The following is a 21,623-nucleotide window of genomic DNA, read 5'->3' on the forward strand; positions in this document are numbered from 1 at the left end:
ATTTTTTTCCTCCTACTCGAATAAAGTCATTTCATCATAGACTTCATCAAAATGTTCATATATCTCTTCTAATGGAAAACTTTTTTCTTTTCGGCTTGCCATTGCTTTGACATTAATCGTTTGACTAGCAAGCTCATCTTCACCGATCACCAATACTAATTTGGCATTCGCTTTATCTGCTGTCTTAAATTGCGCTTTTGCTTTACGGTTCATGAAGTCGCGGTCAGCTGAAAAACCAAAGTTTCGAATCGCTTGGACCACTTTCAATGCTTCGATATTTGTTTCGTCTCCGAGTGCGACCACGTAAGCATCCAACTCATTAAATGCAGGGATAACTACTTCCTCTGCCTCCATAGTCAAGAGTAATCGCTCGATACCCATTGCAAATCCGAAGCCAGGTGTTGAAGGACCACCTAGTTCTTCCACTAGATTGTCATAACGTCCGCCTGCGCAAATCGTTGCTTGTGCCCCCATTTTTGGTGCGTCACTCATGATTTCAAAAATCGTATGTGTGTAATAATCTAGTCCGCGAACCATATTACTGTCGATTTCATAAGGAACAGCCAATGCATCCAGCATGGAAACAACGGTATCAAAATGTTTTTGAGCAGGCTCGCTTAGATAATCTAAGATAGATGGAGCTTCTGCCACAAATTTTTGATCTCGTTTGTCTTTACTGTCCAATACGCGTAATGGATTTTCATGAAGGCGGCGTTTAGAGTCTTCACTCAGCTCTGATTCAAAAGGTAAAAGATAGTCGATCAATGCTTGACGATAGGCTTGACGCGTTTCTTTATCACCTAATGAATTGATGACTAGCCGGATTTGCGTGATCCCCAACTGTTTGAAGAAATCAAGTGCCATCACCATGCTCTCCACATCAGTTGCAGGGTTTTCTGATCCAAATGCTTCTACTCCGATTTGATGGAATTGACGTAACCGTCCTTTTTGAGGGCGTTCGTAGCGAAACATTGGTCCCATATAAAAAGTTTTGAACGGTTTCGCATACTCTGGGCCGAACAATTTATGCTCAACAAAAGAACGAACGATTGGTGCTGTACCTTCTGGTCGAAGCGTCACATGGCGTTCCCCTTTGTCATAAAAATCATACATCTCTTTTGAAACGATATCCGTTGTATCCCCTACACTTCGGGATATCACTTCATAGTGTTCAAAAATCGGTGTACGCATTTCATTATACTGATAATCTCTGAATAATAAACGTGCTGTTTCTTCGACAAACTGCCATTTTTCTGATTCGCCTGGCAAAATATCATTTGTTCCTTTTGGTCTTTGGAAACTCATAGTTTTCTCTCCCTTTCTTAGCTATGTAAATAAAAAAATCACCCTTGTTCATCATGAACAAGGGTGAATGAAATTCATACACGGTACCACCTAATTTTGAAAGATTTCTCTTTCCTCTTACGAATAACGCTCGTACGCGGGACGGCTTTTCACTCGTCCATCTCCAGAGTGTCTTTAGGCTAATGAAACTTTAGATCATTTTCAGCCTCGATGATCCTCTCTTGTAAAGTTTCAAAAACTTACTCGCTCTTTCATTGACATTCGATATTACTTATAACCTACTAAAAACCAGTCTCAAAGTCAAGAGATATCTGACTATTTCCCCTCACAAAAACGTTTTAGTTCAGCTTTTTGGTATTTTGTTTTAGACTAGACAAAAAGGAGGAATCAGCTATGGCAGAAATAAGAATCGGACATTCACAAGTCTACGCAGAACAGCTTGGATTAGGAGCAAATGCCGTTGGAGGACATAATCTTTTTGACGGTTTGGAAGATGAGACAGGAAAACAAGTAGTTCGTACAGCTTTGAATAGCGGGATCAATTTGATCGATACCGCTTATGCTTACGGAAACGGCCGTTCCGAAGAACTGATTGGCGAGGTACTGAAGGAAAAAGAATATGATCGCTCACGTGTCGTCATCGCTACAAAAGCTGCTCATGTACCAAATAAAGGGCGAACATTTGATAATTCTCCTGAGTTTCTCAAACAATCGGTGGAAGATGCACTAAAACGTCTGCAAACTGATTACATCGACATTTTTTATATCCACTTTCCGGACGAAAGCACACCAAAAAATGAATCAGTTGCTACATTGCATGAATTAAAAGAAGCAGGAAAAATCCGAGCAGTCGGTGTGTCAAACTTCACGTTAGAACAATTGAAAGAAGCGAATGCAGATGGATATGTCGATGTAGTAGAAGATAAATACAGTTTGATCCATCGGCAGGCTGAAAAAGAATTATTCCCTTATCTTGAAAAAAACAAAATCAGTTTTGTTCCCTATTTTCCTCTTGCTTCCGGTTTGCTGACAGGAAAATATGAACTTGGTGAGGAAAAACAATTTGGTGAAGGAGATCCTCGAAAAAGAAACCCAGATTTCCAAGGAGAACGTTTCAGAGAAATTTTAACCGCTGTCGATGTACTTCGCCCCATCGCTAAAAGATACCAAGCCACTCCTGCGCAACTTGTTTTAGCTTGGTACATGAAGAATCCACGAGTGTCTGTAGTTATACCTGGAGCTAAGCGTCCAGAGCAAGTATCTGACAATGTCCAAGCTTTAGATTTGCATTTATCCAATGAAGATTATCAAACCATTGATGAAGCATTTCGCGGATTTTGATCAATTGACTTTATCAATTTATAGTAATATGAAAAAAGGAAGATCAGCACTGTTTGATCTTCCTTTTTTTCGATAAGTTTATGCTAATCTAATTCTTGTAAAGTAGCGCTCGGCTATTCGGATAAGTTGGAAACTGATTGAACGGAATCGTCCAATCTTGTTCAGGTACAGAGAACTCAAACTTATTTACTAGCTGATCGGAAAACACACGTAGACTATGAAGAGTGATCCATTCTCCTGCACAGCGATGCATTTGTCGAAAATCTCCCCCGCCTTGTGCAATCATCTCATATTCTTCTTTATAGGAAATATCTTTTGCTTTCCCTACATACCGTTTGATCATAAAGGAATCTGGCGCTTCAACTGTTCGTTCATCATGGTCTGTTCCATATAAATCTAAAATAACCCAACTGCCTTCTGGTATACGATAACCATCTACTTCTACTTCTTTCAGCGAAATCGCAGGTAGCATTGGGAAGAAAGGATAATAGCGTCTCATTTCTTGAATAAACGGATCTTGTAACGTCGAAAAGTCATTTTTTAATTGCTGATACAAATCTGGTCTACTGAAAAGTGCATGTCCCATCAATGCCGCCCACACAGTTAGAGCAACCGTTGGACGGATGATGTTCAATAATTCAACAGCTGCCACTTCCAGAGGTAAAAGCTGACCATCTAAATCTGTGGCATTGGCAAAAGCATATAATGCCACATTTTCTTTTCCAGCCACAGGATTTTGTCGAGCTTCTTCAATCAAGCCTTGCGCCCATTTTTCTGATTTTTTGCGATTTTCGACACCTTTTATGTGATCAATCGGAGAAGTAAACGTTCCGCTGATCATAGAGATTTGATATTCTGCTAATTTTTCGACCTCATCTTTAGAAATCGCTGATAAATTGATACCTGCCCACTCGCAAATAGATGTAAAGAAAACCATCTTACTTAAATCAAATAGTTCAAATTGACCATGCTGTGCTTCAAGTGCTTGTGTCAGATTCTTATCTAAGATACGATGATAATCTTCCATTCTTTCTGGTGTCATTAGATCCATAAAAATATTTTTCCGATGGTGATGAGCAGCTCCATCCAAAGTCTGTACTCCACCTTGACCAAAAAGTGTCTTCAATACTAATTTTGGCATAGCACCTTTTCGTTTGAAATTCCTTGGATCATAAAATACTTTTGCTGCTGATGATCCGTAGATCGTGATAGCTTCTTTATTGAAAATCTTTGCTTTGACGACGGGAGCGTCCGCTTCATGGCGTAACTCCTCCAACATGTTGTATCCTTTTTGATACAATTTTTTTAAATCTGTGATTTTGATATCTACTACTGGTACTTCTTTCATCTTCAGCAACCTCCTATAAAAAATAACTTGTATAATTTAAGCTTAACTTTTTTTCCGACTGCTGACAAAAGAAGCGCTTTTTGCAGACAAAAAAGCCACTTAAGTTAGAGTTTTCAGTCTAACTTAAGCGACATGTTTCATAGTTTTTACTAGTGAAAACCAGATTACTTTATTTGTTTTTAGAATCAATAATGATCGTTACAGGTCCATCATTGACGAGAGAAACCGACATATCTGCTCCGAATTGTCCGGTAGCGACTGTGATGCCGCGACTTCTGATTCCTTCATTGAATGATTCGTATAAAGGAATAGCTGTTTCTGGTCGTGCGGCTTCCACAAAGCTTGGTCGATTTCCTTTTTTCGTATCCGCAAACAGTGTGAATTGAGAGATACTTAAAATTTGTCCTCCCACATCTTCTACACTAATATTCATTTTTCCTTGTTCATCTTCAAAAATACGCATTTGTGCAATTTTTTTTACCAGATAGTCCACATCTTTTTGCGTATCGGTTTCATGAATGCCTAATAAAACAAGTAGGCCGTAGCCAATTTTTCCAATTTCTTGCTGATCGACTGACACAGCAGCTTTACTTACCCGTTGAACAACTGCTCTCATATCTGTCCTCCTATCCATTCGTCCGGCGTACACTGTAGACATCAGGTACTGCTTTGATTTTATCCACGATACTCTTTAGGTGGGATAAATTCTGGATACCAACCGTCAAATGGATCGTCGCCATTTTATCTTTATTCGTCCGTGCTTCAACGCTGTTGAGATTTTTCGTTAGCGCATTGACTGTTTGAAGTACATCATTCAATAAGCCTGAACGATTATAGCCGTAAATTTCCAAATCTGCATCATACTCTTTTCGTGTATTCGATGTATCTTCCCATTCGACTTCAATCAAACGTTCTGCTACATTTGGTTTGTCAGGCTGAACATTCGGACAATCTCGACGATGAATGGATATCCCTCTGCCTTTAGTGATATAACCAACGATATCATCACCAGGAATCGGATTACAGCAGCGACTAATACGAATTAGTAAGTTTTCTACCCCTTGAATGACAACGCCACCTTCATGACGTACTTTCATTTTGTCAGGTTCTTTTTTCGGCTGATTCATGATTTCTTCTGCTTCTTGCTTTTGCTGCTCGATTTTTTGTTCTTTACGTTCTTTTTCAGTCAGACGATTGGCCATCGTCAAGGGGCTAACTTCTCCATACCCTACAGCTGCATAGAGATCATCTTCTGTTTGATAATTAAAACGATCGAGTGCTTCTTGCAGTTTGTTCTTCGTCAAAATATCTTTAGGCGTAAATCCTAGATCTGTAATACATTTGACCACGGATTCGTGGCCTTTGATCACATTTTCTTCTCGATCTTGGGCTTTGAAGAAACGTTTGATCTTATTTCTTGCTTTGCTAGTAGCAACTAATTTCAACCAGTCGCGACTTGGGCCAAATGAATTTGGAGAAGTCATGATCTCAATGATATCGCCGTTTTTCAATTTGTAATCAAGCTGCACCATTTTGCCATTTACTTTTGCACCAGTGGTTTTGTTACCGATATCTGTATGGATACTGTATGCAAAGTCCAATGGTCCGGATCCTTTTGGTAACTCAGTAACGTCTCCCTTTGGTGTGAAGACGTAGACTTTATCACTAAAGATATCTCCTTTTACGCCTTCCATAAATTCAGAAGCATCATAGCTTTCGTCTTGAAGTTCGAGTATCTCATGGAACCAGCTTAATTGTTTCGTCATACCATCTGGTTCTACTTTTTCATTTTTTCCTTCTTTATAGGCCCAGTGTGCAGCAACCCCGAATTCAGCGATTTCATGCATTTCCTGTGTTCGGATTTGAATTTCTACCGGATTTCCTGCCGGACCGATCACGGTAGTATGCAAAGATTGGTACATATTAGCTTTTGGCATGGCAATATAATCCTTAAATCTGCCGGGCATCGGTTTCCATTTTGTGTGGATTGCTCCTAATACAGCATAACAATCCTTGATTGAATCTACGATCACTCGAATAGCTAGCAAGTCATAAATTTCGTTGAACTGCTTTTTCTGATCTTTCATTTTACGATAGATTGAATAAATGTGTTTTGGCCGTCCATAGATTTCTGCAAAAATCCCCAGCTCTTCTGTTGCTATTCGAATATCTTCAACAGTACCACTTACGTATTTTTCACGTTCTTCTCTCTTCGTCTGCATCAAGTGGACGATACGGTAATACTGTTTTGGATTTAGATAACGAAGTGCTGTATCTTCTAATTCCCATTTGATCCGGCTGATCCCTAGACGATGTGCAAGAGGCGCATAGATTTCTAAAGTTTCCTGAGCGATCCTTCTTTGCTTATCTTCTCGCAGGTGCTTCAACGTACGCATGTTATGTAGTCTATCAGCTAATTTGACCATGATAACTCGTAAATCTTGAGCCATTGCTAGCAGCATCTTTCGGTGGTTTTCTGCTAGCTGCTCTTCGTGGGATTTATATTTTATTTTCCCTAATTTGGTTACGCCGTCCACTAACATAGCAACGTCATCGCCAAATTCTTCTCTCAGATCTTCTAAAGTGATTTCTGTATCTTCAACAACATCATGTAAGAAGCCTGTAGCCACTGTATGGGGATCCATTTTTAAATCTGCTAATATACCTGCGACTTGGATAGGATGAATAATGTAGGGTTCGCCTGATTTTCTAAACTGTCCGTCATGTGCAGCAGTCGCGTATTCGCATGCTTTCTCAACAAATGCTACATGTTCGGGACCCATGTATTGACTAACGAGCTTTATGACACCGGGTCCCGTTAAAATTTCTTCTTTTGTCACAGGAATCGATCCCCCTTTCTTTTTTCGGTAAAACGGGAATCGGGACAAATATCTGTTTGATAATTGTCCCAAAATCCGTGCAGTTATACGTTTTTTTACGGAAATGTTCGCTTTTTAAAAGCTTTTTCAAACGATTTTTCGTATCCATTGTATAAATAATTGTTTCTATTATACAAATTGTTGACTATTTTTTCAATTCTTTCCGTCGATACTCTTTTATTAATGAAGAACGTTAGCTGAAAGAAGGATTCATTAATTCCCATTGATAGCTAGCAGCACTTAATAAATAAAGAGGTGCTGTTTCTGTACGAAGGATTCTTGGTCCTAATCCACAAAGTATCCCTTTGTGTTCTACAAAATAATCGACTTCATCGCGGGATAATCCACCTTCTGGTCCAAAGACAGCTAAGATTCGACTATCTGGTTTTGTTTCACTAAGAATTTTGGCTGCATTTGATTTTTCGCCTTGCTTTGCTGATTCCTCATAAGCAACCAAGACCACGTCATAATCATCTAGCCGCTCAAATAAATCTTGTTTCGTTTCCAATAACTCTACTGATGGCACGATCTGCCGATGGGATTGTTCCGCTGCCTCTTGAGCAATCTTTTCAAGCCGTTGTTGTCGTTTCATACGTTTTTTTGCATCCCATTTAACGACAGAGGCTGATGCCGGGAAACCAAGAAAAGCTTGCGCTCCTAATTCAGTGGATTTCTGAACGATCCAATCCAGCTTTTCCCCTTTAGGATAGCCACTCGCTATGGTAATCGAACTTGGCAGTTCCTTTTGATTTTCTTCTTTTTTAATTTCTTTCAGATAAACAGCCTCTTCAGTAATCTCCGTGATTTCTGCAACAATGGCTATTTGATCATTGAATGCCAAAAAAACTTCATCCTCGGGTTCCATCCTCATAACCCGTACAATGTGGTGATAGTTTTCCCCTTCTAAAACAAAATAGTCTTTTGATTCATATGATTCTTTTAAAAAATACCGCTGCATCTATTCCACCTCTGGTTTTTTCAAAATAATTGCATACCAGTCTTTTTGCTGGAAAATTTGATCCACGATAAACCCTTGTTCTAACATGGCATCCAGAACTATTTGCTTCTTCTCTTCAATGATTCCTGAAACGATCAACGTGCCTGTTTGCTTCAGTAAACGCCAAGCATCTGGGATCATCAATAAGATGATATCTGCTAAAATGTTCGCAACGATTACATCACTTTCAATCTCGATTCCTGTCAAAAGATCGTTAGCTGATACATGGACATCTTTGGCTATTTCATTCATATCCATATTTTCTTTCGCCGAACGAACGGCTACTTCGTCTAAATCAAAGGCATAGACATCTTTTGCACCAAGATATTTTGCTGCAATACTTAGCACGCCCGACCCAGTTCCCACATCTAGCAATGTTTCACCACCACGCAAGACTGTTTCTAGTGCTGTCAATGTCAAGGAAGTCGTGGGATGAGTGCCTGTGCCAAATGCCATACCAGGATCTAGTGTGATAATTTTTTCTAGAGGATCTTCTGTCTGGTAGTTTTCCCAGCTTGGCGCAACCGTCAGCATTCGCGTAATACGCACCGGATGATAGTATTTCTTCCAGGCTGTTGCCCAGTTGCTTTCCTCTACTTCACTAACTGTTACTTTATTTTTTCCAATAGCTAGACCAAACTCAGGTAATTGTGTGATACGATCTTTGATAAAAGGCAAGATTTCCGGTAAGAAAGTCGTTTCCGGAAAATAAGCCATGACTAGTGCGCCTTCTTTCAGCGATGTAAAATCATTTTTATCTAAAATCTCACCATATTGATCCGACTGAAAATGTTCAACATCTAAAGAATCTTCAATCGCGACACCACTCGCCCCTGCCTCCATCAAAATATTAGCAACTGCTTCGACTGCTTCACTTTCAGTTTCTACTTTTACTTCATTCCATTTCATATCTGTCACTCCTTAATAACTTGGGTACGGTAAATAAGTATCTGCTTCATTTTGCTGTTTTACTTCTACTAATTCTGCTAGTTGCTGATTATCCCAGTGAAGCTCGAATACAGCTTCGTCATCGTCTTCATCCAAAAAATCAAGCAAATCGCTTTGCCCTTGAGCTAATACTTCATTTAGATATTCCACTAAAGAATCAGCTACTGATTTTGCCAACCCTTTTTTTCCTTCATAAGGGATTACTGCTAGATAATTGCGTTCATCAAAAACAGATTTCTGAGGATTAAAAAGAAGTACGCCGTCTTCAAATTCGATAATTGGTTCTTGCGAAACGATCCCTTCTGCATCATCAATCTCAAATTGTGCTTTATTTTCTGCAAACAAGCGAACAACGATCTCGATCGTATGATTTTTTGTATCCCAATCTAAAGCTACATCATAGTCTGTCACTTGTTTTTCAATTATTTCATCTAAGTATGTTAATAGATCCTTCTTTTTCATTTTCTTTCCTCCAACCCCAATCTTTCTCGATTTGGTTTTTTCTTTGTAAAGAGATATAAGGATTTCCCGACACAACAAAACGCAACGGCTTTTCTGTCCATACACCTTTGTTTGGGATACCGATTCTAGGCAAAGCATTGATCTTTTTTGGTGTCTTTTTTTTCTCAAAAACTAAGCGTAACGAACTATCTGCTATAGACTGACCGTAAAGTTCTTGAGGAATTGCTAATGCTTCCACTAATTTTCCCGGACCGTTGCTGATATCTGGACCAGTTTTTCCGCCACGATTTTTACTCATTTGATCAATCATTGCGGCGGGTTCGATTGCACGTATCATTACTCCTTGAGGAATCCCTTCTGGCTGAGTAATGATGTTCAAAATCCGATGAGTATGCATCGTGTAAAGGTAGATCGTACCTGGTTTTTCATACATTGCCCGCACACGCGGTGTTCTTCTTAAACCATAGCTATGGGCGGCCTCGTCTTCTGGACCTAGGTATGCTTCCGCGTCTACAATATATCCAGCTAATCTTCCTTCTGGTGTGTCATGCTCCAAATACATCCCCAATAAATCCCGTGCCACTTCTGGCGTCGTTTTATTCCAAAAAAATTCATCTATCTTTTGTTTATCCGTCATTTTTCTCACCTACTTTATCATACACAATATTAGTTGGATAAGCTATGAAAACAAAACAACAGAAGGCTGTTCTTTCTAGGCATCTTGCTAAATATGATATAATTAAGGGACGTAAAAACAAGAAGGAGGAAAATCCTATGCAACAGCCATTGGCTTATCGCATGAGACCTCGAACGATCGATGAAGTCGTTGGTCAGCAGCATCTAGTCGGGGAAGGAAAAATCATACGCCGCATGGTCGATGCTCGCATGCTCTCTTCCATGATTCTATATGGACCTCCTGGTACTGGAAAAACGAGTATCGCAAGTGCGATCGCCGGCTCTACTAATTATGCATTTCGCATGCTAAACGCCGCTACAGATTCAAAAAAGGATCTACAAGTTGTAGCGGAAGAAGCAAAAATGAGTGGTACAGTGATCCTCTTATTGGATGAAGTACACCGATTAGATAAAACAAAACAGGATTTTCTGCTTCCTCATTTAGAAAGTGGCCGAATCATCTTGGTCGGAGCGACTACTGAGAATCCTTATATTACCATCAATCCAGCGATCCGCAGCCGTACACAGATTTTTGAAGTCAAACCATTAACAGAGCAAGACATCCAGTTGGCAGTCGAACATGCTTTAAGGGATAAAGAACGCGGCCTTGGACAACAAGCAATCCAGTTAGACAAAGATGCTCTTCTTCACCTTTCGCGTGCAACGAACGGCGATTTGCGGAGTGCATTGAATGGGCTGGAACTGGCTACACTATCGACTCCTTCAGATAAAGAAGGAAGGATTCATCTTACACTGTCGATCATTGAAGAATGTGTCCAAAGAAAAGCCCTTACCCATGACAAAAATGGAGATGCTCATTATGACGTTATTTCGGCTTTTCAAAAATCGATTCGTGGAAGTGATGTGGATGCTGCACTTCATTATCTCGCCCGTTTAGTTGAGGCAGGTGATCTGGCAAGTATTTGCCGGCGTCTGATGGTTATCGGTTATGAAGATATAGGTTTAGGTAATCCTGCTGCTGCGGCTCGTACAGTGAACGCTGTATTAGCTGCTGAAAAATTGGGATTGCCTGAGGCACGTATCCCACTAGCAGACGTCGTCGTCGATCTTTGCTTGTCGCCAAAATCCAATTCTGCCTACATGGCATTAGATGCAGCACTTGCTGATATTCGAGAGGGCAAAGCTGGAGATGTTCCTGATCATTTGAGAGATAGCCATTACAAAGGTGCGAAATCTCTCAACCGTGGCGTGGGTTATCAGTATCCTCATCATTTTGATCAGGCTTGGGTCAATCAGCAATATTTACCAGATAAACTGAAGAATGCTCAGTATTATCAGCCAAAAGATACAGGGAAATATGAACAGGCTCTGGGTCAACAGTATTACCGTATAAAAGAGTGGAAAAAGCATCCTCCAAAAAACTAGACAAGAAAACGGTTCTGTTTCTGCGAGCTCTCTCATTGCTCTTTTTAAATTCATATGCTACTATAGAGGTGGGAAATCTGTGATGTTCGAATTGTCCTCTTTGTGTGTTGACCGAACATTTTTATTGATATCTTGGGACCCGTCTTGTGTCACTGCTGGTAACATGCCTTATCATTTGGTAGTTCGAAGCTACGACCATGGGACCCACCTGCTTGAATTCGCGGGATCAATACTACAGGACAAACAACGGCATTAACGGAGATTACCATCTTTTAAAGAATAAAGCAATTTGCTCTTGGCAAATTGCTTTTTCTATTTGTTGCTTATTTTGGAGGATTTGTTCATGATTAGGATTTTAATGATTATCGCCACTTTAGTATTATTATTCGTTAGCTATTATTTATTTAATAAACAGGATATCTTTTTTGTATTGATCAACAAAAATGATAAAAATCAAGGATTCCTACAATTTTACGGAGCTGCATATGCTGTTTTAGGCGTAATGGGTATTTTAACAGCTTTTTTCAATCAACGCTTTATTGCCTTGGTCTTTTTACTGATCGTAATTATTGTTTCTGCCACCTTCAGTATCCGATTTGCAAAAAAAATTGCTGAACCAAAGCAGTAAATAATTCTCTTTTTCCCTAAAGTGTTCTACAATAAAAGAGTACAATACGATTGACTTGAGGAGTGAATGCATATGTTACAACAATACAAAAAAATCATGGTTGCCGTAGATGGTTCTGATGAAGCTGAATTAGCTTTTAAAAAGGCGGTCAATGTAGCTATCCGAAATAACGGAGAACTTCTATTAGCACATGTCATTGACACACGTTCTTTCCAAACCGTTTCATCCTTTGATGGAATGCTTGCAGAACAAGCTACTGAAATGGCAAAGCAAACATTGGCAGATTATGAAAGCAATGCGAAGAAAGCTGGCTTGAATAATGTAACCTCTGTCGTAGAATATGGCTCACCAAAACAAATTATTGCCAGAGAAATCCCAGAAGATAATCAAGTAGATTTGATTATGTTAGGAGCCACAGGATTGAATGCTGTAGAACGTTTATTTATTGGTTCTGTTTCTGAATATGTTATTAGAAACGCAGCTTGCGATGTGCTTGTTGTCCGAACTGATTTAGAAAACCAATTGCCAGCTAAAGACCACACCAAAGCTTAACACGTAGACGACCTGCCAACTATCGGCAGGTTTTTTTGCACAAAAAACCGTGATAAAAACAAAAGACGCGGCAAGCACTCATCGGTCTTTATAATGTTTAAAATAAAGGGAAAACAGTCAATGAGTTCAAGTAAAATAAAAAAAGTGAACACCGGCGGGCGATTAGTCGCCCTGGTGTGGTTTAAAACGACCTAAGCATGCCAAAGCTTATTGGTTCGTCAATGTGGAAGTTTCCGATGAATCTGATACGAAAAAATATGAAGTATCGATGGCGGATACCGATTTTATCGCCAAACTAAAATTTTATTTCGGGTTCGGGTACCGCGAGAAGGCAAGTGCTACATTCGGTAAATCATTCAAGAATTGATGAAAGGCTACCGCTTGCCATTGCAACCACAACGATACTCCTAAACGCGATGTTGGTGATTTCCAAAGAGAAGAGCTGTTTAATGCAACGGTATTAAGCAAATGGCAAAAGGAAGTCATGTAGACAAAGTTTTTTATCAAACACCATATGATTTCGCCTGAACGCTGGTTTAGCTCAGAATACAATGATGTGGTCCACGAGACATTACCCTCAGTCAGATAAAAAAAGCTCTCTGACAGAATTACACATCGATAAATATTAAGTAAATGTCAGCGCTAGTTGAACTTTCTGACACTTTCAGGTACACTGGAAAAGACAACTACACGAAGGAGGGAAAATACTATGATGCGCATGACTAAAATAACAAGTAATGAAAATTACCAACGATACCATATCGCATTTAGCCATGCAATTGGTTTTACAGTTGCTGTTGACGGGACAAGTTTGTCCAAAACAGTTGAATTCACGTAAAATCAATGGCCATCTCAAGGTATTTTTCTCATGATAATCTGAGTTTAAATAACACAGGCCATGGATAACCATGGCCTTTTTGAGTGGTCTCAAGGAGAGAGATCATGATCATACAAGCAATTTCTATTAAAAAAACAATCGGCGGGAATCCATTATTTGAGGATTTATCCTGTCAAATTGAAGCTGGTGAAAAAATTGCCTTAGTCGGTATCAACGGAACTGGCAAATCAACCTTTTTACAAATCTTGACCGGCAGAGAAGGTGTCGACAGCGGTGTTATCAGTCGCAAAAAAGGCTTAAAGATCGGGACGGTCGAACAAGAACTTACAGTTTCCGAAGCAACCGTCAACCACTACTTGCTCTATTCTGCCGCTGAGATACAGGACCTCAAACAGCAAATGAGTCGCTACGAAGCATTGATGACAGAACCAGATACAAACTTAGAGAAGTGTCTGACCCGTTACGGTGAGCTGCAGCATCGCTTTGAAGAACTAGGCGGTTACGTATTAGAAGACCGGATTGCAGCGAACTTGCAAGGCTTAGGGATTCCACACCGTCAGGAAGCACGGTTAACAGAACTTAGCGGAGGCGAACGAGTTAAAGTCGCTTTAGCCAAAATTTTAGCAGCCGATGCCGATTTACTTTTACTCGATGAACCGACCAATCATTTAGATCTTAACAGTATTCGCTGGTTGGAAAACTATTTACAGAATACAAAAAAATCGGTTCTGGTCGTTTCTCATGATCGGCAATTTCTCGATCAAGTCACCACAAAAACATGGGAACTGGAAGAAGGTGCATTGATTGAGTATCCCGGAAACTACAGCCGTTTTCGAGTCTTGAAAGAAGCTCGCTTGGCTGAGCTGACAAAAAATTACGAACTGCAGCAAAAAGAAGTCCAGCGGTTGAAAGTCATGATTCGTCGTTTTCGTCAGTGGGCACATGAAGGAGACAATGAGTCCTTCTTCAAAAAAGCCAAAGAACTGGAACGCCGCCTGGCGAAACTGACACTCGTCAAACCGCCAGCTCCCCCGAAAAATCGGCTGCAAAGCTTGTCTAATGGTGGAAAATCTGGCAAAGAAGTTTTCATCATTCAAAACTTGCACCAGCAGTACGCTGATCAAGTACTATTCAAAGACAGCAGTTTTGCAGTCTATCGTGGAGATCATTTAGCCATCATCGGCGACAATGGTGCAGGAAAATCAACCTTACTCAAATTATTACTCGGTGAGGAAAAGCCTTACGGTGGCACCATCAAATTAGGTAGTAGCTTGCAAATCGGTTATTTGCCGCAGCAGCTGCAGTTTGCCGATCCCGATAGCCGTTTGCTGGCTTACGCCATCACATTGACTGGAAACGAAGAAGTCGCTCGACGGCAATTAGCCAAAAGTGGCTTTTATCAAAGCGATGTGGGTAAACGGATCAAAGATTTATCCGGTGGTGAAAAAATCCGTTTGGCGTTGCTGAAACTCTTTTTAGAAAAAATCAACGTCCTGATTTTGGATGAACCAACCAATCACCTCGACAGCTATGCTCGAGAAGAAATTGAAGAAATGCTGCAAGACTATCAAGGAACGCTCCTAGCAGTCAGCCATGACCGCTACTTTTTGCAGCAACACTTCCAAGAAGCACTCGTTATTGATCAGGAGCAGATCAGCCGCCAGCCGCTCGGCCAACTGATTGACTAGGACGTTTTTTCGCAACAAAAAACTTGATTTTCATACCTGTGCTTTCACGATTCAGGCAAAGTACAGGTGGAAAATCAAGTTTTTATTATTCGATCAATGAATGTTTCGGATCGGTTTTCTAGCTAAACATAAAGCGAAGAATAAAGTCGACAGCCCACGAGGCTGATCTAAAAATGTTTTTTCTTTTTACATATGTAATGTCCCTTATAAAGATGAATGAAAATAAAATATTGGGATTTTCCTGAAAATCAATAAATAAAATGCCAGTCTTTTCCCTTTTGACCACTTTTCCAAGCAAAATTCCCTAAGAAGATCCTGTAAAAAAGAAGGGAAATTGAAGTTAAATTACCATTTTGCGGTCTTCTCCGCAAAAAAAACACATGCAAGAATTCCCTCTTGCATGCGTTTCATCTTTTATCCTAACGAATGCTTTGGCTTAGCCGCGCAGACGCTCCACATCACGGGCAATCATTAGTTCCTCATCTGTTGGGATCACTAATACTCTTACTTTTGATTCTTTTGTAGAGATATCTACTTCTTCACCACGCAATTCATTCAACGCTGGATCGATTTCACAACCAAACCAAGACATACCTTTGATGATTTCACTACGTACATGTCCGTCATTCTCGCCGATACCAGCAGTAAAGACAATTGCATCAACACCATTCATCGTTGTCACATAACCGCCGATGTATTTTCGGATGCGGTCCACGAAAATGTCATAAGCTAAACGAATATGTTCTTTTTCATAGTTCTTTTCAAGATCACGCATATCACTAGACAATCCTGTTAGGCCTAGCAGACCAGATTTCTTGTTCAAAACATTGATCATTTCATCAATATCAATCTCTAATTTTTCCATTAAATATGGGAGAACAGCTGGATCGATATCACCTGAACGTGTACCCATTGTCACCCCAGCTAATGGTGTGAATCCCATAGAAGTATCCATGGATTTACCTCCATCGACTGCTGTGATCGATACACCATTTCCTAAGTGGCAAGTGATGATTTTTAGTTCTTCGATCGGTTTGTTCAATAATTTTGCCGCACGTTCCGACACATAACGATGACTTGTGCCATGGAAGCCATATTTTCTTACTTTGAAATCTTCATAATAAGACACCGGTAAGCTATATAAATAATTTTGCTTTGGCATTGTTGAGTGGAAAGATGTATCGAATACAGCCACACTCAAAATGTCAGGTAAAATCTTTTTAAACGCTTTGATCCCCATTAAGTTTGCAGGATTATGCAAAGGAGCAAATTCTGCTAATTCAGCAATGCGGTCCATTACTTTCTCATCGATCACTACTGAATCCCCATAAGTTTCTCCTCCGTGAACAACACGGTGCCCTACTCCGGTGATTTCATCATAAGAGCTTAAAATTTGCAGTTCAATCAACTGATCTAACAGCATTTTTACTGCTACTTCGTGGTTTTCGATATCCATGATTTGTTCGAATTTTTGATTATCGCCGTACTTGATGGTAAAAATAGAATCTTGTAAACCGATACGTTCGACGATCCCTTTCGCAACTACGGTTTCTTCTGGCATTTGATATAATTGCCATTTCAAACTTGAACTCCCAGCATTGATTGCAATTGTTTTAGACATATGACTCTCCTTCTCGTTGAATGATTACAGAGCAGATGATTTCCAGTTTTTAAACTCGTTGAAAAATTCCGTCACCTTCTCTGGTTCTTTTAATGAAGCAAGTTTCACAAGCAAGACTTCTTTTACTTGTTGTGCTTGTGGTCCTTTTTTCTGTAAGATCAAAATACTTTTTTGCGATTGTTTATTACGGAACAATTCATCTGGCAATTGAATCATTCCTTGAAGATAACCTTCTTCTTTAAACCATTTTTTGATTTCTTCACTTTGATCCGTTTCTAAAAATCCACTCGGCATCAAAAACAAACCAAAACCATCCGGCTTCACATATTTCATTGATTGCTCTAGCAATAAATGATGTGCATAACTATGGCCTTCTTCGGTACTTGTTAAAAACTCTTTTGCTTTTTCGTCATTCGGATAATAACCGATTGGCAAATCGCTGATTGCAAAATCGACAGGATCTATTAATAAATCCTGCAACCCGTCTTGATGAAAGTATTGAACATTTGCTTGTGTCAAATCACTTGTAGAAGCTGCGACAGCCAACAATGTATCATCAATATCCACACCAATTCCTTCTGTTTGGTACCCCGCATTCGATAGGTTTAAAAGAACTGTTAATAACAAGTTGCCCATTCCTGCCGCAATATCCAGAATCTTAACCGGTGCTTTTTTATTTGTGTATAGTTGTTCAATAAGAAAAACAAATAAAAAACCGATACTATCAGGAGTGAGTTGATGGTTCGCCTGCAAATGTTCTGTCTGGCTGCCCTTCAATAAAAGTAATTGAGACAGTCTGCGCCATTCTTCTGGCTCGAAAGAAAGTTTCTTCAACTCTTCATAAAGAGCTGTGATCCGTTGCGTTGTCTCTTTTGTCGGCACTCCATCCACCACACGTACTTGATAATCATCTATTAAATTTTCTGCATTTTCGACATAGGCTTCTAAAAAGGAAGTTCCCAATGCATTCTGTAAAAGCTGAATAGCTTCCAGGTTTTGATTAAACCCTTGTTCCATTTTTTCTGGTAACATGGTGCACCTCATTTCTAGATATATTATAACAATTTTTTCACCTGTTTAATTCTATCGAACAATTGACAAAATTTCAATCGTTTTCACTGTTTTTTATTTGTGAAACGGCAAACATTTTTTTATTAAAAACAGTGTTATAACAGAAAAGAGGGCGTTTTCACGAACATTCCATCATTCTGTACTAGTATCTGTATCATTTTTTACTTCTTCTGTGAACCGAAAGATAAACGGTGAGACTTCCACCTCTAAGAATAGGGACTGTTGTACCCACTGATATGTTACAGATCCAGTTGTGTAGTAAAAAACTCCTTCCGAACTTTCGGCAAGCGTAGACTGTTCCGATAAAGCCATCTGCTTCATTATTTTTGCTATATAATAATTTTTGATTCGTATATTAAGATCCATTGACAAACGGTAGCTTTCTAATGTTGCCATCAATAAAAACGTACATAAAAGAAATAAAAGCAAGACAGAAAATAAAATAGAGCCCTTATAACATTTTCTACTGATCGTTTTTTGTCCATATGGCATATCCATCTTCTCCATTTTCAAAGTGTACATAAAAAGAAATTGCGTGTTCTTTTTCCAATAATTGAAGCTCAGTGATACTTGTTAACATAGGTTGATGTCCGCCGGAAGTTCTTCTTTTACGTATCATTGCCTGATATCTTTCGATGATATACTGTTTATCCTCGATCGTGTAGTGCAGTTGCTGATTTTTCACAGAGACATTGTGACTGCTCTTGAGTTCTTCTTCTAATTGTGCTAAAAATATTAGCCACTCTTTTTGATCTTTACGCTGCAAAAATTCACTTACTTGGATGGTTTGCTGAATCAAAAGATTGAATGTGAGCAATAGACTGCTCAATATCATCAGTCCAATTAGACATTCAATCAGCGTAAATGCTGGAATTACTTGTTTTTTCAATACTGATCGCTTCTTTCTCCATATTGACAAACACTTTTTCGATTACTCCATTATTATCGACAATTTGGATATCGTATGGGATCATTTCTTCCCTTCGCTCTGGTCTTTTGTGATACATCCGCTGCGTCTTGATATCTTCATAAATCATTCGAATAAATAGCAGTTCCTCCCCACTTTTCTTTTCTGCCTGAAGCAAAAACAGCTGGCCAAAGCTCACTAAGTAGACACAGACAGAAGCGATCATAAGCGCTGTAAGGGACTCCAACAAAACAAATCCTGTTTTATTCAATTCTTTTTGTATAGCGACCACTCCCTATCTGGAATTGATACGTAATCGTCCGCTCTTTTTCTTCCCAATAAAATTGATAAGCTTTTAGTGAACTTTCATTCCCGGTTCTAGCAGCAAAAGTAATAGAAGCATGGCGTTTCAAGGTAATCTCATCAGGAATATCTAATACTTCCCAATTTATTTTATCTGGATTCGGAACATGAAAAATGATTTGATTCTCTTCACTATTCCAATAAAAGCCTGTTTGGATCTGATTCACAATAGCGATTTTTTGCGTAGAATAGATTCGTTTTTCAAATTGGCTGAAAAATTGATAGACTGCCAATTCATTCTTCCATGCAGAAAATGCGAGAACTGGAAAAGAAAGGATCGTTGTAAGTAATAAAATCAGTAAGAGTGATTCAAACAACGTATATCCTGATGCTAAAACCTTACCTTCAAGGCCGCTGATAGATTTCTGCATGTTCTCGTTTGATATAGCCTTCATTCAACAATTCCTCCACAGTAGGAACTCTTCCATTATTTTGAAGCGCATAGAGCTCTTTTTGTGTGTCTACCAACTGGATGATCGCTTCACGACTTTCTTGGTCTACATGATTCCTATAACGCGACAAATTAGGGACGAACAACAACACTAATACACTGATGATCAGTAAGACGATTAGCATTTCGATCAATGTAAAACCGCTATAATAAGATATTTTTCTCTTTTTCATGGCAAAACCTCCTCTATGCTTCCGTAAACAGGTAATAAAACAGCGGCATAAACTAATAAAATCAAAGCCGCTACGCCCAAAAAAATGATTGGCTGAATAAAATGCATCCAGTGATGAAGACGTTTGAAAAGCTGTTTTCTTGTCCATTCGCTGTAAAAAATCAGTTCTTTACCTAAACTTCCCTTTGCCTCTCCCTGTAAAACAATTTTACTGAATTCTTCTGATAGAAAACGATAATTCTGGAACTGCTCAGCCAATGACATACCTGCCTCCAATCCTTGAATCAACTTAGAGGCAAGATGCTGAATCAGACTTTCTTGTTTCGTTTCCTTTAAGCAGACTATGATTTGCCTTAATTCGAAACCTTCATGAAAAAGCTTTCCAATCTCTAGTGACAAATAAGCCGATTGATACAAGGAATATATCGGTCCAATCAATAATTGTCTGCTTATCCATTCACTCTGATCAACAGGAGACAACTTCATCAGACGATACCTTACTAGTAAAGCCAATAGAGTAACCGCTAGGATGAATAGTAGAACATACCAATGAAAGACTTGTATCAGCTGAATCCCCCAATGCTCTTGCATGACCATTCCTGAACCAATAAGCTGAGGCAAAACGAACAACCGCATACTAAACAAGATACCTAGCAAAAAGGTGAGCAATAGTATGGGATATGCAAGCAGCTTTTTCAAATCATTGCGAAATCCTTCAACAAGCCGAAACTGTTTGGCAATTTCCAACAAAGTTGTCGGCAGATTCCCATGACGTTCAGCTAACTCGATCTGTACCAGTTGCTCTGCTCCATATCCTATTTGCGAAAGTACCTCACTAAACGCTTGCCCTTCCTTTAGCTGATGTTGGATATTTGCCAAAATAACAGGTGGAAACGAACGGATCGTGAGTAATAAATAAAGGGATTCTTGCAGACTAAAACCAGATAAAAGCAGTTCTCCCATGGTTTGTGCAAACTGGTTTTGCTGGCTTCTTGTTAATCCTTTAGAATAGTTCTGACTGCCAAATATTTTCCTGAGCTTCTTCATAACTTTCCTCCCATGATTTTTTTACTGATTCTTCCTCCATAAATTGATAACTCCATAAGACAGAAGGATGGTGATTGGCATCTTCCAAAAGTTCTTGATAAATGACACCAGCTAAACATTCAGATAGCTCTTCTTTTTTCTTTGTCAGTTCATGGATTCTGACCAATGTACCTTCAAGATTGCGTGCATGTACGGTTGCAAAAACCCGGTGCCCTGTTAGTGCTGCTCTTACCGCAGCATGTGCAGTTGATTCATCTCTTATCTCGCCAATGATTAGCAAGTCTGGACGATGCCGTAATGCGAGTTTCAAAAGTGTATCATAAGTCTGTGCTATTTTCGGATTGATCTGTAGCTGCAGAAAAAACGGTTCTTCTATCTCTACAGGATCTTCGATAGTAATCACTTGCAATTTTTCTTCCAAAGCCAACCGATACATTAGAGAAGTCTTGCCTGATCCGACTGGTCCGCTGAAAAGGTATAATCCACGTCTGACGGTTTTCTGTAAAATAGTTGCAAAATCTCGAGAACTAAAGCAACGATGGGGTGTTTCAAAAGTACCGTATAATAGCCGAATCACTAAACTCTCTCGTTGAAGGTAATCTCCTACAGAAGACAACCGCAGACGAACTTCCTGTTTTTCTAAAGAATAGGTAAATGCACCTAACTGAGCTTTTCTTTTTTCTCCGATATCCATCTGTCCCAAATACTTAAATCTTGAGATCAGTTGCTGTCCATCTGCCGAAGAGACTTTCTTCCAGAATGTTCGTTTTTTTCCATAGCGAAAATAGATGTAAAATACTTCTGAAGCTGGCAATATATATACGTCTTGGGCATGTTTGGCAAAACTTTCACTTATCATTTGATCCGATAATCGTTTTATTTCCATTATTCTCCCCTCCACAAAAAACATACGTCTTTTTGATCTTTTTGTTTCAAATAAAATG

24 protein-coding genes and 1 other RNA gene are annotated in these 21,623 nt (G+C 39.3%); 8 read left to right on the forward strand and 17 right to left on the reverse strand.

Annotated features, from left to right (window positions below; translation table 11 throughout):
* Positions 1-12: 12 nt before the first annotated feature.
* Complete coding sequence (gene hisS, locus IGL15_RS12125; RefSeq protein ID WP_002289103.1) at positions 13-1,305, reverse strand: histidine--tRNA ligase; 1,293 nt, start codon at positions 1,303-1,305, stop codon at positions 13-15.
* 393 nt (positions 1,306-1,698) lie between these two features.
* On the opposite strand from hisS, the gene IGL15_RS12130 reads away from it, so the two are divergent.
* Positions 1,699-2,646, forward strand: coding sequence for an aldo/keto reductase (locus IGL15_RS12130; protein WP_002289101.1), 948 nt, complete (start codon positions 1,699-1,701; stop codon positions 2,644-2,646).
* A gap of 88 nt (positions 2,647-2,734) precedes the next feature.
* Here the strand turns inward: IGL15_RS12130 and IGL15_RS12135 are convergent, their stop codons facing one another.
* From IGL15_RS12135 to IGL15_RS12165, 7 genes are all read right to left on the reverse strand, one after another.
* Positions 2,735-3,994, reverse strand: coding sequence for a cytochrome P450 (locus IGL15_RS12135; protein WP_002301280.1), 1,260 nt, complete (start codon positions 3,992-3,994; stop codon positions 2,735-2,737).
* Positions 3,995-4,163: 169 nt separating this feature from the next.
* Positions 4,164-4,610 carry a D-aminoacyl-tRNA deacylase gene (gene dtd, locus IGL15_RS12140; RefSeq protein WP_002289097.1) on the reverse strand — a complete coding sequence of 149 codons (447 nt, stop codon included), beginning with the start codon at positions 4,608-4,610 and terminating at the stop codon, positions 4,164-4,166.
* A gap of 10 nt (positions 4,611-4,620) precedes the next feature.
* A complete protein-coding gene (locus tag IGL15_RS12145) occupies positions 4,621-6,834 on the reverse strand; it encodes a RelA/SpoT family protein (RefSeq protein ID WP_002289096.1) in 2,214 nt (737 codons plus the stop codon).
* Positions 6,835-7,066: 232 nt separating this feature from the next.
* Positions 7,067-7,831: a 16S rRNA (uracil(1498)-N(3))-methyltransferase gene (locus IGL15_RS12150; RefSeq protein WP_002289095.1), complete on the reverse strand. Its 765-nt coding sequence runs from the start codon at positions 7,829-7,831 to the stop codon at positions 7,067-7,069.
* Entirely contained in the window at positions 7,832-8,779 is a 948-nt protein-coding gene (prmA, locus tag IGL15_RS12155) for a 50S ribosomal protein L11 methyltransferase (RefSeq protein WP_002301283.1), read from the reverse strand.
* Positions 8,780-8,791: 12 nt separating this feature from the next.
* Complete coding sequence (locus tag IGL15_RS12160) at positions 8,792-9,280, reverse strand: DUF3013 family protein (RefSeq protein ID WP_002289091.1); 489 nt, start codon at positions 9,278-9,280, stop codon at positions 8,792-8,794.
* Positions 9,246-9,917 carry a DNA-3-methyladenine glycosylase gene (locus IGL15_RS12165; protein ID WP_002297596.1) on the reverse strand — a complete coding sequence of 224 codons (672 nt, stop codon included), beginning with the start codon at positions 9,915-9,917 and terminating at the stop codon, positions 9,246-9,248. The genes IGL15_RS12160 and IGL15_RS12165 overlap by 35 nt, the downstream gene beginning before the upstream one ends.
* Before the next feature lie 137 nt (positions 9,918-10,054).
* Between IGL15_RS12165 and IGL15_RS12170 the strand changes: the two genes are divergently transcribed.
* From IGL15_RS12170 to abc-f, 7 genes are all read left to right on the forward strand, one after another.
* Positions 10,055-11,341: a replication-associated recombination protein A gene (locus IGL15_RS12170; protein WP_104765603.1), complete on the forward strand. Its 1,287-nt coding sequence runs from the start codon at positions 10,055-10,057 to the stop codon at positions 11,339-11,341.
* 71 nt (positions 11,342-11,412) lie between these two features.
* A non-coding RNA gene (gene ssrS / locus IGL15_RS12175) (6S RNA) lies at positions 11,413-11,607 on the forward strand.
* 77 nt (positions 11,608-11,684) lie between these two features.
* Positions 11,685-11,969 (forward strand): hypothetical protein, encoded by a 285-nt coding sequence (locus IGL15_RS12180; protein WP_002293648.1) that lies wholly within the window; start codon positions 11,685-11,687, stop codon positions 11,967-11,969.
* Between the two features lie 72 nt (positions 11,970-12,041).
* Entirely contained in the window at positions 12,042-12,521 is a 480-nt protein-coding gene (locus tag IGL15_RS12185; RefSeq protein WP_002293649.1) for a universal stress protein, read from the forward strand.
* 223 nt (positions 12,522-12,744) lie between these two features.
* Positions 12,745-12,888, forward strand: a complete 144-nt coding sequence (locus tag IGL15_RS12190; protein ID WP_002293650.1) for a portal protein — start codon at positions 12,745-12,747, stop codon at positions 12,886-12,888.
* Between the two features lie 342 nt (positions 12,889-13,230).
* Positions 13,231-13,359, forward strand: coding sequence for a hypothetical protein (locus IGL15_RS12195; RefSeq protein ID WP_002293651.1), 129 nt, complete (start codon positions 13,231-13,233; stop codon positions 13,357-13,359).
* 104 nt (positions 13,360-13,463) lie between these two features.
* A complete protein-coding gene (abc-f, locus tag IGL15_RS12200) occupies positions 13,464-15,047 on the forward strand; it encodes a ribosomal protection-like ABC-F family protein (RefSeq protein WP_104765604.1) in 1,584 nt (527 codons plus the stop codon).
* Between the two features lie 436 nt (positions 15,048-15,483).
* Here the strand turns inward: abc-f and IGL15_RS12205 are convergent, their stop codons facing one another.
* From IGL15_RS12205 to comGA, 9 genes are all read right to left on the reverse strand, one after another.
* Positions 15,484-16,668: an acetate/propionate family kinase gene (locus IGL15_RS12205; protein ID WP_002286171.1), complete on the reverse strand. Its 1,185-nt coding sequence runs from the start codon at positions 16,666-16,668 to the stop codon at positions 15,484-15,486.
* A gap of 24 nt (positions 16,669-16,692) precedes the next feature.
* Positions 16,693-17,700: a class I SAM-dependent methyltransferase gene (locus IGL15_RS12210; RefSeq protein WP_002319190.1), complete on the reverse strand. Its 1,008-nt coding sequence runs from the start codon at positions 17,698-17,700 to the stop codon at positions 16,693-16,695.
* A gap of 171 nt (positions 17,701-17,871) precedes the next feature.
* Positions 17,872-18,231, reverse strand: coding sequence for a competence type IV pilus minor pilin ComGG (gene comGG, locus IGL15_RS12215; RefSeq protein WP_002324245.1), 360 nt, complete (start codon positions 18,229-18,231; stop codon positions 17,872-17,874).
* Positions 18,203-18,628 (reverse strand): competence type IV pilus minor pilin ComGF, encoded by a 426-nt coding sequence (gene comGF, locus IGL15_RS12220; RefSeq protein ID WP_002324246.1) that lies wholly within the window; start codon positions 18,626-18,628, stop codon positions 18,203-18,205. Before comGF ends, comGG begins: the two co-directional genes overlap by 29 nt.
* A complete protein-coding gene (locus tag IGL15_RS12225) occupies positions 18,591-18,938 on the reverse strand; it encodes a hypothetical protein (protein ID WP_002286177.1) in 348 nt (115 codons plus the stop codon). The genes comGF and IGL15_RS12225 overlap by 38 nt, the downstream gene beginning before the upstream one ends.
* Entirely contained in the window at positions 18,910-19,380 is a 471-nt protein-coding gene (comGD, locus tag IGL15_RS12230) for a competence type IV pilus minor pilin ComGD (RefSeq protein ID WP_025479117.1), read from the reverse strand. The genes IGL15_RS12225 and comGD overlap by 29 nt, the downstream gene beginning before the upstream one ends.
* On the reverse strand, positions 19,355-19,633 hold the full coding sequence (gene comGC, locus IGL15_RS12235; protein ID WP_002286179.1) for a competence type IV pilus major pilin ComGC: 279 nt from the start codon (positions 19,631-19,633) through the stop codon (positions 19,355-19,357). The genes comGD and comGC overlap by 26 nt, the downstream gene beginning before the upstream one ends.
* Complete coding sequence (gene comGB, locus IGL15_RS12240; RefSeq protein WP_002324249.1) at positions 19,630-20,679, reverse strand: competence type IV pilus assembly protein ComGB; 1,050 nt, start codon at positions 20,677-20,679, stop codon at positions 19,630-19,632. Before comGB ends, comGC begins: the two co-directional genes overlap by 4 nt.
* Complete coding sequence (gene comGA / locus IGL15_RS12245; protein ID WP_002293666.1) at positions 20,636-21,565, reverse strand: competence type IV pilus ATPase ComGA; 930 nt, start codon at positions 21,563-21,565, stop codon at positions 20,636-20,638. The genes comGB and comGA overlap by 44 nt, the downstream gene beginning before the upstream one ends.
* Between the last annotated feature and the right edge of the window lie 58 nt (positions 21,566-21,623).

The organism is Enterococcus sp. DIV0436a (assembly GCF_051711605.1).
GTDB classification, from domain to species: domain Bacteria; phylum Bacillota; class Bacilli; order Lactobacillales; family Enterococcaceae; genus Enterococcus_B; species Enterococcus_B faecium.

What these genes read in the sequence shown, in the direction of transcription:
- IGL15_RS12205 (WP_002286171.1), bottom strand. Translation starts at nt 16,668, where the DNA reads ATGTCTAAAACAATTGCAATCAATGCTGGGAGTTCAAGTTTGAAATGG.
- comGB (WP_002324249.1), bottom strand. Translation starts at nt 20,679, where the DNA reads ATGAAGAAGCTCAGGAAAATATTTGGCAGTCAGAACTATTCTAAAGGA.
- IGL15_RS12130 (WP_002289101.1), top strand. Translation starts at nt 1,699, where the DNA reads ATGGCAGAAATAAGAATCGGACATTCACAAGTCTACGCAGAACAGCTT.
- comGC (WP_002286179.1), bottom strand. Translation starts at nt 19,633, where the DNA reads ATGAAAAAGAGAAAAATATCTTATTATAGCGGTTTTACATTGATCGAA.
- IGL15_RS12160 (WP_002289091.1), bottom strand. Translation starts at nt 9,280, where the DNA reads ATGAAAAAGAAGGATCTATTAACATACTTAGATGAAATAATTGAAAAA.
- IGL15_RS12180 (WP_002293648.1), top strand. Translation starts at nt 11,685, where the DNA reads ATGATTAGGATTTTAATGATTATCGCCACTTTAGTATTATTATTCGTT.
- hisS (WP_002289103.1), bottom strand. Translation starts at nt 1,305, where the DNA reads ATGAGTTTCCAAAGACCAAAAGGAACAAATGATATTTTGCCAGGCGAA.
- IGL15_RS12185 (WP_002293649.1), top strand. Translation starts at nt 12,042, where the DNA reads ATGTTACAACAATACAAAAAAATCATGGTTGCCGTAGATGGTTCTGAT.
- IGL15_RS12195 (WP_002293651.1), top strand. Translation starts at nt 13,231, where the DNA reads ATGATGCGCATGACTAAAATAACAAGTAATGAAAATTACCAACGATAC.
- prmA (WP_002301283.1), bottom strand. Translation starts at nt 8,779, where the DNA reads ATGAAATGGAATGAAGTAAAAGTAGAAACTGAAAGTGAAGCAGTCGAA.
- IGL15_RS12150 (WP_002289095.1), bottom strand. Translation starts at nt 7,831, where the DNA reads ATGCAGCGGTATTTTTTAAAAGAATCATATGAATCAAAAGACTATTTT.
- comGD (WP_025479117.1), bottom strand. Translation starts at nt 19,380, where the DNA reads ATGCAGAAATCTATCAGCGGCCTTGAAGGTAAGGTTTTAGCATCAGGA.
- IGL15_RS12170 (WP_104765603.1), top strand. Translation starts at nt 10,055, where the DNA reads ATGCAACAGCCATTGGCTTATCGCATGAGACCTCGAACGATCGATGAA.
- IGL15_RS12210 (WP_002319190.1), bottom strand. Translation starts at nt 17,700, where the DNA reads ATGTTACCAGAAAAAATGGAACAAGGGTTTAATCAAAACCTGGAAGCT.
- dtd (WP_002289097.1), bottom strand. Translation starts at nt 4,610, where the DNA reads ATGAGAGCAGTTGTTCAACGGGTAAGTAAAGCTGCTGTGTCAGTCGAT.
- comGG (WP_002324245.1), bottom strand. Translation starts at nt 18,231, where the DNA reads ATGCCATATGGACAAAAAACGATCAGTAGAAAATGTTATAAGGGCTCT.
- IGL15_RS12135 (WP_002301280.1), bottom strand. Translation starts at nt 3,994, where the DNA reads ATGAAAGAAGTACCAGTAGTAGATATCAAAATCACAGATTTAAAAAAA.
- abc-f (WP_104765604.1), top strand. Translation starts at nt 13,464, where the DNA reads ATGATCATACAAGCAATTTCTATTAAAAAAACAATCGGCGGGAATCCA.
- IGL15_RS12165 (WP_002297596.1), bottom strand. Translation starts at nt 9,917, where the DNA reads ATGACGGATAAACAAAAGATAGATGAATTTTTTTGGAATAAAACGACG.
- comGA (WP_002293666.1), bottom strand. Translation starts at nt 21,565, where the DNA reads ATGGAAATAAAACGATTATCGGATCAAATGATAAGTGAAAGTTTTGCC.